Annotated in this window: 10 protein-coding genes; 5 read left to right on the top strand and 5 right to left on the bottom strand. The window is 62.3% G+C overall.

The window, feature by feature from the left end:
- Positions 1 to 369: 369 nt before the first annotated feature.
- Positions 370 to 699: a type II toxin-antitoxin system PemK/MazF family toxin gene (locus P1T08_11850; GenBank protein MDF1596763.1), complete on the bottom strand. Its 330-nt coding sequence runs from the start codon at positions 697 to 699 to the stop codon at positions 370 to 372.
- Positions 696 to 932, bottom strand: coding sequence for a DUF2191 domain-containing protein (locus P1T08_11845; protein ID MDF1596762.1), 237 nt, complete (start codon positions 930 to 932; stop codon positions 696 to 698). The genes P1T08_11850 and P1T08_11845 overlap by 4 nt, the downstream gene beginning before the upstream one ends.
- A 608-nt stretch (positions 933 to 1,540) precedes the next feature.
- Here P1T08_11845 and cimA point away from each other — a divergent pair.
- Entirely contained in the window at positions 1,541 to 3,103 is a 1,563-nt protein-coding gene (gene cimA, locus P1T08_11840) for a citramalate synthase (GenBank protein ID MDF1596761.1), read from the top strand.
- A gap of 18 nt (positions 3,104 to 3,121) precedes the next feature.
- Here cimA and P1T08_11835 read toward each other — a convergent pair whose 3' ends face one another.
- Positions 3,122 to 3,985, bottom strand: a complete 864-nt coding sequence (locus tag P1T08_11835) for a LysR family transcriptional regulator (protein MDF1596760.1) — start codon at positions 3,983 to 3,985, stop codon at positions 3,122 to 3,124.
- A 114-nt stretch (positions 3,986 to 4,099) separates the two neighbouring features.
- Here P1T08_11835 and P1T08_11830 point away from each other — a divergent pair, with 114 nt between their 5' ends.
- The 4 genes from P1T08_11830 (at position 4,100) to P1T08_11815 (ending at position 8,150) form a co-directional block, all read left to right on the top strand.
- Positions 4,100 to 5,416, top strand: a complete 1,317-nt coding sequence (locus tag P1T08_11830; protein MDF1596759.1) for an inositol-3-phosphate synthase — start codon at positions 4,100 to 4,102, stop codon at positions 5,414 to 5,416.
- 77 nt (positions 5,417 to 5,493) lie between these two features.
- Positions 5,494 to 6,924, top strand: a complete 1,431-nt coding sequence (locus tag P1T08_11825) for an aminotransferase class V-fold PLP-dependent enzyme (GenBank protein ID MDF1596758.1) — start codon at positions 5,494 to 5,496, stop codon at positions 6,922 to 6,924.
- 11 nt (positions 6,925 to 6,935) lie between these two features.
- Positions 6,936 to 7,457 carry an adenylate kinase gene (locus tag P1T08_11820; protein MDF1596757.1) on the top strand — a complete coding sequence of 174 codons (522 nt, stop codon included), beginning with the start codon at positions 6,936 to 6,938 and terminating at the stop codon, positions 7,455 to 7,457.
- Between the two features lie 267 nt (positions 7,458 to 7,724).
- The gene (locus P1T08_11815; GenBank protein ID MDF1596756.1) at positions 7,725 to 8,150 is read left to right on the top strand and encodes a rhodanese-like domain-containing protein; all 426 of its coding nucleotides are present in this window, start codon (positions 7,725 to 7,727) and stop codon (positions 8,148 to 8,150) included.
- A 163-nt stretch (positions 8,151 to 8,313) separates the two neighbouring features.
- Here P1T08_11815 and moaA read toward each other — a convergent pair whose 3' ends face one another.
- Positions 8,314 to 9,318: a GTP 3',8-cyclase MoaA gene (gene moaA, locus P1T08_11810; protein ID MDF1596755.1), complete on the bottom strand. Its 1,005-nt coding sequence runs from the start codon at positions 9,316 to 9,318 to the stop codon at positions 8,314 to 8,316.
- A 22-nt stretch (positions 9,319 to 9,340) separates the two neighbouring features.
- Complete coding sequence (locus P1T08_11805; protein ID MDF1596754.1) at positions 9,341 to 9,610, bottom strand: metal-sensitive transcriptional regulator; 270 nt, start codon at positions 9,608 to 9,610, stop codon at positions 9,341 to 9,343.
- Positions 9,611 to 9,612 lie beyond the last annotated feature (2 nt).

Genomic DNA, 9,612 nt, shown 5'->3' with positions numbered 1-9,612 from the left:
AAACACAAGGACCTTTCTTGGCCACCAGCGAGGACCGCCGATGGCCACCAGCGAGGACATCAAGATGGCCCTTGACAACGGGACAGCGACTGAGTCCGGCTTGCCTCGTGTATGTGCTCCCAACGATGGCACACCCAACAGCATTTCAACACCAGGATGAAAGCCACCGGACTCTCATCGGGCTACTGCTCAATGATCCGACGCGGGGATGAGACCACCACCACCACCACTGGAAGCCCTGTCCAATTCGATCACCAAGTAGACCTCGCGAGAACCGAGAACCCGCCCTTTGAAGTGCCGATCGGGGTTGCTCCGCCAAGTGCTCGTTCTTGTCCAGGGTTTGGTGATCTCGTGAGGATTCGACAACGTTCAGGGGCAGCAATTGACGGCGACGTTGAGCGCTTCGCATACCTGGCGCATTCGCTCATCGCTCAGGCGTCCCAGCCGCTCGGTGAGCGTTCCGACCGAGACGCTCTCGATCGAATCCAGATTCACCGCCGACGTTCGAGGGATCGGATCGCCTTCTGGTTCGAGCACGACCTCGCTGGGGAGGCCCCTGATGTTGGTCGTACACGGAGCGATCACCGTTCGGCGGAGCCGCGGTATTGCTACGTCACGCGACAGGACAACGACGGGTCGGCGGGAGATCTGAGGTAGTTCGCACCACCAAACGTCTCCGCGACTTGGCAGATCCTTCATGATGACCCAGCGGCCTCACGGAAAGACGCCAGGTCACCCCATTCGTCGGGTTGGTCGAGCGGCTGAGCGTCATAGGCGCTATAGGCCACATCGATCTCGACGGCCCTGTGTTGTGCAAGTAGCGCTGCGAGCGCTTCGTCGATCAGCCCTGCGTCGTTGACGTCAGCTCGAAGGCGTCTTGCCTCTTCGAGCAATCTCTCGTCCACCGTGGTACTCACTCTCACTCTGGTCATGCCACAATCATGCCACAACAACGCTACAACCTCAATGGTCAACTGAACTACCGAGCGCATTCGCGCCGTTCTGGCGGGGGCTGCCGAGCGCCGACGCGAACCGTCGCAGAGCTCGTCGAACGGCTTGGCGAGCAGATGATGGCCCCCAAGTGGTTCGAGTACTGGGTTCGTCGGTGCATTCAGCCCAACGCTTCCCTGACCTTCAGGACATGTCGGCGTAGGCGAGCCAAGCAGCGGGGCTCTCCACCTCGACGATCCGATGAGTATGAAGGCGGCCTGAGGGTCGGTAGGCCTTCTCCGGTCTGCTCCGAACCGATCCAGCGCAGGACAACCCCTCACAACCGCTTGAGGCACAAATCCCACAGGCACAGATTCAGTCGGACGAGACAGATTGGCTGCCATGCGGACGTCGGCGGGTCCCGGCTGTCCGCGTTCGGGCGACCCCGATATCCCCTATTGCATTGACTCCACGTCGGGCATCAGTCATACTGCCCACCACATGTCCGCTGCAGCCACCTTCATCATTATCGACTGAGCGCATACCCTGCTATCGGTATGCGCCACCAACCCTTCGCCCAGCGCGAGGGGTTTTTCATTTGGGAGCCAACATGACACTCGAGATCTACGACACGACGCTGCGGGACGGTTCACAGCAGGAGGGCATCTCGCTGACCGTCGGCGACAAGCTGCGCATTGCCGGCCTGCTCGACAATCTCGGGGTGCAGTACGTCGAAGGCGGCTGGCCGGGCGCCAACCCGAAGGACGACGAGTTCTTCCGACGGGCCCGTTCGGAGCTGAACTTCACAACCGCGACCCTCGTGGCCTTTGGTTCGACCAGACGCCCGCGCGGATCGGTTGAGGACGACGCCCAGCTTGCCGCCTTGCTCGCCGCCGAAACCGAAGCAATCTGCATCGTCGGCAAGTCCTGGGACTACCACGTTCGAGAGGCGCTCCGGACCGACCTCGACGAAGGCGCCCGGATGGTGGCGGAGTCGGTCGCCTTTCTGCGTGACCACGACCGCCGGGTGTTCTTCGACGCCGAGCACTTCTTCGACGGGTTCCACGGCAACCCGGACTTTGCCCTCACGACCCTCCGGGTGGCGCTCGACGCCGGCGCCGAACGACTGGTGCTGTGCGACACGAACGGGGGAACGCTGCCGCACGAGATCCTCGAGACCGTTGCAGCCGTTCAGCAGGTCTTCCCGGACGCTCAGCTCGGCGTTCACTTCCACAACGATGCCGGCACTGCGGTGGCGTCTTCGCTGGCGGCCATCCGGGCCGGAGTGAGGCAAGTGCAGGGTTGCATCAACGGATACGGAGAACGGACCGGCAACACCGACCTGTCGACGCTCATCCCCGATCTGATCCTCAAGGAAGGGATGGCGGTCTTGCCGGAGGGCCGCCTCGAAATGCTCGGTCCGATCTCCCATCACGTGGCCGAAGTCGTCAACATCACCCTCGACCCCCACCGTCCGTACGTCGGGACATCGGCGTTCACTCACAAAGCGGGGCTCCACACGTCGGCCCTCGCCCGACGGCCCGATGCCTACGAGCACATCAACCCGTCTCTGGTGGGTAACGCCAGTCGCATGGTCGTCTCGGAACTGGCCGGTAGGGCCTCGATCGCCTCGAAGGCAGCCGAACTGGGCCTCGAAATGGACGATGAGCTCGCCGCCCGGGTGATCGAAGTCGTCAAGGAACGGGAACATCAGGGCTACCACTATGAGGCGGCCGACGGATCATTCGAACTACTGGTCAGAAAACTGGCTGGTTGGGAACAGAAGTACTTCGAACTGGAGTCATTCCGGGTGTTCACCGAGCGCAGGGCCGACGAAGAGGTGGTGGCGGAGGCCACCGTCAAGGTGATCGTGGATGGTGAGCGGGTCGTGACGACCGGGGAGGGAGTTGGGCCGGTGCATGCGCTCGATCAGGCCCTCCGCAGCGCACTGCGAGAACGGTTTCCGCAGGTGTCCGACTTGCGGCTGACGGACTACCGGGTCCGGGTGCTCGACTCATCAGACGGCACCGAGGCGTCGGTGCGCGTCCTCTTGGAGACGTCCGATCACACGACGTTGTGGGGAACCATCGGAGTGCACGAGAACGTCATCGAAGCCTCGTGGGAGGCGCTGACCGACGGATTGATTCTCGGGCTGATCCGGAATGCGGGCTGACCGACCCCGCACCAGCCCTCACGCTCCGGTCGCCACCGCCAGGAAGGCCGCCAGGCGAGGGTTGCCGGCGGCGGATGCTCGCCAGACGGCGGCCAGCAGGCGCCGGGCGACCGGTCCGGGCCGGGATTTCTCGAGGGGAGTGATTCCCCCTTCAGCCACTGCCTCGGGAAGGACGGCCCATCCGAACCCGAGGCCGACCATCTGAGTAAGCACTGCCGGATTGGCACTTTCGAGAATGATGTGCGGCGTCCACCCGGCGTCGGCGAAGAAGCGATCGATGACGCCCCTGGTCCGGCTGCTCCTTGGATACATCACCCAGTCACCGGTGGCGGGATCACCGTCATCCGGTCCGTAGAGATAGAGCGGCTCATGGCGGATCACCTCTGAGCTGAGTCCCTGTTCATCCACCGGCCCGGTGACGAAGACAACGTCGTGCTCGAGAATGCGAAGTCCATCGAGAAGTGGGGTCGAGGGGGCGACGGTGAGCTCGAGGTCCACGTCCGGGTGTCTGCTCCGGAAGGCATGGATGGCGTCGGGGAGCACGTAGAGGCTGGCGGCATCGATCATGCCGACCCTGAGCCGACCATGCAACGTCGTTCCGGTGGCGTGGAGTTCGGACCGCAGATCCCCGGTGGTATTGAGGACGTCACGGGCATACGCCACCGCCTGTCTGCCTTCGGCGGTGAGCACCCGCCGCCGCCCAACGGCCTCGAACAGCCGGACACCGAGCCGGCGTTCCAGCTCGTGCATGGACTGGGACAGGGCCGGCTGACTGATACCGAGCCGATCGGCGGCATCGGTCCAGCTGGTACCTCGTGCGACTTCGGCCAGATAGGCGAGCTGGCGTAGCTGAATGTTGAGTTCAGGAGCGGTGACGTCCATGTCGGTCATTGTATAGGAATTCCTTATGTGTCTGAATGGTTTCATTGACTTGTCCGCTGATCAGGTTGACCCATATGCTGACGAGACCATCTCAACCCAAGGGATCCACTCGTCATGAGCACACCACTCGAAATCAAGCCGGCCGAAGGCAGGCTCGGCGTCCTCCTCCCCGGAATGGGGGCAGTGGCCACCACCTTCATCGCCGGAGTGTTGGCCGGCCGCAGGGAGCTCACCCAGCTGCACGGCTCACTCACGCAGTCGGGACGCATCCGACTCGGCAAGCGCACCGAGCAACGCAACCCGCTGATCAAGGACTTCGTCCCGCTGGCCGGCCTCGATGACCTGGTCTTCGGCGGCTGGGACCCGATCCCCGAAAACGCCTATCAAGCCGCTCTCACCGCCGGGGTGCTGGACGACCGTCAACTCGAACCGATCAGAGCCGAACTCGAGGCGATCGAGCCGATGACCGCCGTCTTCGACAGGGAGTACGTGCGGCTGCTCGACGGGACGCACGTCAAGCAAGGCGAGACCAAGCTCGACCTGGCTCAGCAGTTGATGGACGACATCGACCGGTTCCGTACCGAAAACGCCTGCGACCGGTTGGTGATGGTGTGGTGCGGGAGCACCGAGGTCTACCGCGAGCCGGGTGCCGTTCATCAGAGCCTCGAAGCGTTCGAACACGGTTTGAAGACGAACGATCCGGAGATCGCTCCAAGTCAGATCTACGCATATGCAGCCCTCTCGATGGGTGTGCCGTATGCCAACGGGGCGCCGAACATCACCGTCGACACGCCTGCGTTGTTGGAACTGGCGCTGCGCGAGGGATTGCCGGTGAGCGGCAAGGACTACAAGACCGGCCAGACGCTGATCAAGACGATCCTGGCGCCGGGCCTCAAGGCACGCATGCTGGGTGTGGACGGCTGGTTCTCGACCAACATCCTCGGAAATCGCGACGGAGAGGTCCTCGACGACCCCGGCAGCTTCCGCAGCAAGGAAGTCTCAAAACTGGGCGCACTGGAGCACATCTTCCAACCCGACCAGTACCCGGACCTCTACGGCGACCTCTACCACAAGGTTCGCATCAACTATTACCCGCCCCGCGGAGACAACAAAGAGGGCTGGGACAACATCGACATCTTCGGGTGGATGGGTTATCCCATGCAGATCAAGGTGAATTTCCTGTGCCGTGACTCGATCCTCGCCGCTCCCCTGGTGCTCGACCTGGCGCTCTATATGGACCTGGCCAGGCGGGCAGGCAAGGCGGGAATCCAGGAATGGCTCAGCTTCTACTACAAGAGCCCTCAGGTGGCGGAAGGCCTCTACCCGGAGCACGACCTGTTCATTCAGCAAATCAAGCTGAAGAACACCCTCCGCCATTGGATGGGTGAGGAGTTGATCACCCACCTCGGCTCCGAGTACTACGAGGACTAACAACGTTCTCGCGCGGGGATCTGCCCCTATAGGGTGGAATTCCCGCGCGAAAACGGGATTTGGGTAACGTGCCGTTCATGCGCAAGAGCTTCCATATGACGCCTGATGAGTTCCGGGTGGCCGGTCACGCCGCAATTGAATGGGTGGCCGGCTACCTCGAGGACGTCGAGAACTACCCGGTGCTGTCGCAAGTCCAACCCGGCGACATCCGCGCCCGGCTTCCGACTCATCCGCCTGAATCCGGCGAATCGTTCGAAGCGATGCTGAACGATCTCGATTCCATCATCATGCCGGGCATCACTCACTGGCAATCGCCGAACTTCTTCGCGTACTTCAACGGAAACGCGTCCGCCCCCTCAATTCTCGGAGAGCTGATCTCGGCCGGCCTCGGGACCCAGGGCATGCTGTGGGCGACCAGCCCGGCCGCCACCGAGCTGGAGACGCATGTCATGGACTGGCTGGTCGAGCTGCTCGGGTTGCCGGACGCCTTCCTGTCGACTGGGCTGGGGGGCGGGGTGATCCAGGACACCGCTTCTTCGTCGACGCTGGTGGCCATCCTCGCCGCTCGCGAACGGGCCACCGGGTTCACTACCAATGCAACGGGCGACCTCGGCCACCTCACCGCCTATACGTCGACCCAGGCTCACTCGTCGGTCGAGAAGGCTGTACGCATCGCCGGCATCGGATCGGCAAACTTGCATCTCGTCGATGTCGACGCGGACTATGCCATGGAGCCCGAACACCTCGAACGCTTGCTGCTGGAGGATGTGGCGGCCGGCAAGACGCCTGCCGTTGTGATCGCAACTGTAGGAACGACATCGTCGACGGCGATCGATCCCGTGCGAAGGATCGGAGAGATCGCCAGGAGGCACGGCGCATGGTTTCACGTCGATGCGGCCCTGGCGGGGTCGGCGACGGTGCTGCCGGAGATGCGGTGGCTCCACGAAGGCGTTGAACTGGCAGACAGCTACGTCGTCAACCCACACAAGTGGCTGTTCACCAACCTGGATTTCTCAGCTCTCTACGTCGCCGACCGGTCGGCTTTGATCAACACGCTCTCGGTGCTGCCCGAATACCTCCGCAACGCCGCAACAGAGTCCGGCGCAGTGATCGACTACCGGGATTGGCAGATAGGACTTGGCCGCCGTTTCCGGGCTTTGAAGTTGTGGTTCGTGGTCCGGCACTACGGGGTGGAAGGGCTCCGGCACCATGTCGCCGGGCATTTGCGGATGGCCAAGGAGGTCGCCGACCGGGTTCGAGAGCATCCCGACTTCGACCTGGCGGCCCCGGTCCCGGTCAATCTGGTCTGCTTCCGCCATCGTGGCGGAGACGCCGTGAACCAGCACATCCTGGACACGGTCAATGCGTCGGGTGAGGCATTCTTCACGCATACCAAGCTCGACGGCCAGCTGACCCTGCGAATGGCCATCGGTCAGACCTACACAGAAGACCGCCACGTCCACCACGCCTGGGACCTGATCGTCCAAGCCGCCGCATCGGCCGGGTGACGAGGGTCGTCGTGCAGCGCGTCGCGGTGGTAGGAACAAGCGGCTCTGGGAAGACCACCGTCTCCGGCCGACTGGCCGCCATGTTGGGCGTGCCGCACGTCGAACTCGACTCTCTGCACTGGGAACCGGGCTGGACCGAGGCGCACCCTGAGGTATTACGCCGTCGGGTCGAGTCGGCGCTCAGCGCCGACCAATGGGTGGTGGATGGGAACTACTCGGCAGTTCGCGATCTCATCTGGCCGAAAGCAGACACACTCGTTTGGCTCGACTACCGACTGGCGCGGGTGATGTGGCAAGTGACGACTCGGACGGCGCGACGAATTGCCACGAGAGAGGAGCTTTGGTCTGGGAACCGGGAACGATTCAGCGCTGTGTTCTCTCGCGATTCCATCATCTGGTGGGCTCTAACCACCTACCGGAAGAACCGGCGAAAATACGCAGTGTTACTCGAAGCTCCCCAAACCAGCCACCTGAAGACGGTGCACCTTCGATCACCCAGGGAAGCTGCTGCCTGGATGGCCCAGTTCGGCTGAACTCCCGTTTTCTCCGCAATGCAATGGTCGAAAAACGATACATAGCATTGCCGAGAAAATGAATGAGAGCCTGCATACCCCACCCTGTATGGTATGATGTATCTGGTGTCCGACAGGTGCCGGCTGGTTTCTCCCCGATTCCGGCCCATTGAAGTCTCCCGCCGACTTCTCCCCTCTCCGGATGCAGGCCGGCGCCGCGGACACCAGGTCATAGACGGCGGCTCCTACGCTGGGGCCGCTTCTCAATTGAAACAACGAGGTGACACCATGAAGACCCGAATCATCGCCGCCGGCCTCTCTGCAGTTGTCCTGCTCGGAGCGTGCGGCTCCGGAACGGCCACCGTCGACGCACCAGCCACGCAATCGATTCAACTGATCAACGCGGCCGACGCCAACCAGTTGGTCGCCGACAATGCCGCCTCCGGGGACTTCGTCATCCTCGACATCCGGACCCCAGAGGAATTCAACGCGGGCCACATCGCCGAGTCGGTCAACATCGACTTCTACGAGTCGAACTTCGCCGATCAACTCGACCAGCTCGACAAAGACAAGACCTATTTCGTCTACTGCAACTCCGGCAACCGCTCCGGCACTGCGATGGGAACGATGCGGGATCTCGGTTTTGTCGACGTCTACGACCTCGATGGCGGCATTCAGGCCTGGTACAGCAGCGGATTCAACATCACGCAGTGAGGGTGGGGACCGGCCATCAGGACCAGGACCCAAAACCTAGAACCTAGTGGTCTGTCTGCTATTTGATGACCGGGGTAGGCAGTGCCACGAACCCTGCCACAGCGGGGATCGTCCGGCAGGAGACCAAGTCACCAAATCCGCGACGGACCACTAGAACCTCTTCTCAGCCTCCGATGTAGCTCATCTCGACCTTGCCAAGACCCGTCGTCGCCGACGATCGGCGTTCCGAATAGTTGTCGTCGCGCTTCGTCCAAACATCAACGAGGACCGCTCTGATCTCCTCATCGGTGGCTCCAGAGCGCAGCAGACCGCGCAGGTCACGTCCCCAGGCGGCAAAGAGACACGTGTACAGCCGGCCGTCTGCTGAGATACGCGCCCTCGTGCAGGTCGAGCAGAAGGGACGGGTCACCGACGTGATCACCCCGATCTCTCCCTCCCCATCCGCGTACCGCCACCTTCTAGCCACTTCACCCGGGTAGTTGGCGCCGAGCGGTTCAATCGGGAATCGTTTGCCGATCCGCTCGAGGATCTCCACTGCCGGAACGACGTCATCGAGGCGCCACCCATTCGTGGTGCCCACATCCATGTACTCGATGAACCGGACGATGTGGCCGGTCCCTCGGAAGTGCCCGGCCATGTCGACGATCGATTCATCGTTGACACCGCGCTTGACCACCATGTTGACCTTGATGGGGGTCAGTCCGGCCTTCGCCGCCGCTTCTATGCCGTCAAGGACCTTCGCCACTGGAAACCCGACGTCGTTCATCTTCATGAAGACCTCGTCGTCGAGCGAGTCGAGACTCACCGTGACCCGCCGCAGACCGGCCTTCGCCAGAACCGCGGCCTTGCGTTCCAGCAGCACTCCGTTTGTGGTCAACGTGACATCGCGCAACCCGTCGAGGGTAGACATCTGCTCGATCAGATGCTCGAGATCCTTGCGAAGGAGCGGCTCACCTCCCGTTATCCGCACCTTCTCAACGCCGAGGCCGATGGAGATGTTGACGAGACGGGTGATCTCCTCGAATGACAGCAAGAGTTCCCTCTCGAGAAACTCATACTCGCGCGAGAAGATCTCCTTCGGCATGCAATAACGGCACCGAAAATTGCATCGGTCGGTTACCGAAATGCGCAGGTCCTTGAGCGCCCGTTCCCGGGTATCCCTCAGCATGAGATACGGACGCTAGCGCAATCTAGGAAAGACTCATGAAGAGACGTTCCAGTTCCTGAGGGGTGTATCCCTCTCTGGCGGCGCTCTCCTCATCAACGACACACTCGCGGAGTTGCGAGGCGAGGAGCTTGAAGCCAACCCGCTCGAGCGCCTTCGTGGCAGCCGCCACCTGCTGGAACACCTCGCGGCATTCGCGGTTGTCTTCCATCATGCGGATCACGCCACCGATCTGGCCCTCTATCCGCCTGAGGCGCCGAATGGATTCTTCGACGGTGCTGGACTCGAACTGCATAT

Source organism: Acidimicrobiia bacterium (assembly GCA_029210695.1).
GTDB lineage: Bacteria > Actinomycetota > Acidimicrobiia > Spongiisociales > JAHEDJ01 > JAHEDJ01.
This window is presented reverse-complemented; position numbering and strand designations above follow the sequence as displayed.

Bases quoted from the DNA above. Each gene is read 5' to 3' on its own strand.
- P1T08_11825 (MDF1596758.1), top strand. From the start codon at position 5,494: ATGCGCAAGAGCTTCCATATGACGCCTGATGAGTTCCGGGTGGCCGGT.
- P1T08_11805 (MDF1596754.1), bottom strand. From the start codon at position 9,610: ATGCAGTTCGAGTCCAGCACCGTCGAAGAATCCATTCGGCGCCTCAGG.
- cimA (MDF1596761.1), top strand. From the start codon at position 1,541: ATGACACTCGAGATCTACGACACGACGCTGCGGGACGGTTCACAGCAG.
- moaA (MDF1596755.1), bottom strand. From the start codon at position 9,318: ATGCTGAGGGATACCCGGGAACGGGCGCTCAAGGACCTGCGCATTTCG.
- P1T08_11830 (MDF1596759.1), top strand. From the start codon at position 4,100: ATGAGCACACCACTCGAAATCAAGCCGGCCGAAGGCAGGCTCGGCGTC.
- P1T08_11835 (MDF1596760.1), bottom strand. From the start codon at position 3,985: ATGGACGTCACCGCTCCTGAACTCAACATTCAGCTACGCCAGCTCGCC.
- P1T08_11845 (MDF1596762.1), bottom strand. From the start codon at position 932: ATGACCAGAGTGAGAGTGAGTACCACGGTGGACGAGAGATTGCTCGAA.
- P1T08_11850 (MDF1596763.1), bottom strand. From the start codon at position 699: ATGAAGGATCTGCCAAGTCGCGGAGACGTTTGGTGGTGCGAACTACCT.
- P1T08_11815 (MDF1596756.1), top strand. From the start codon at position 7,725: ATGAAGACCCGAATCATCGCCGCCGGCCTCTCTGCAGTTGTCCTGCTC.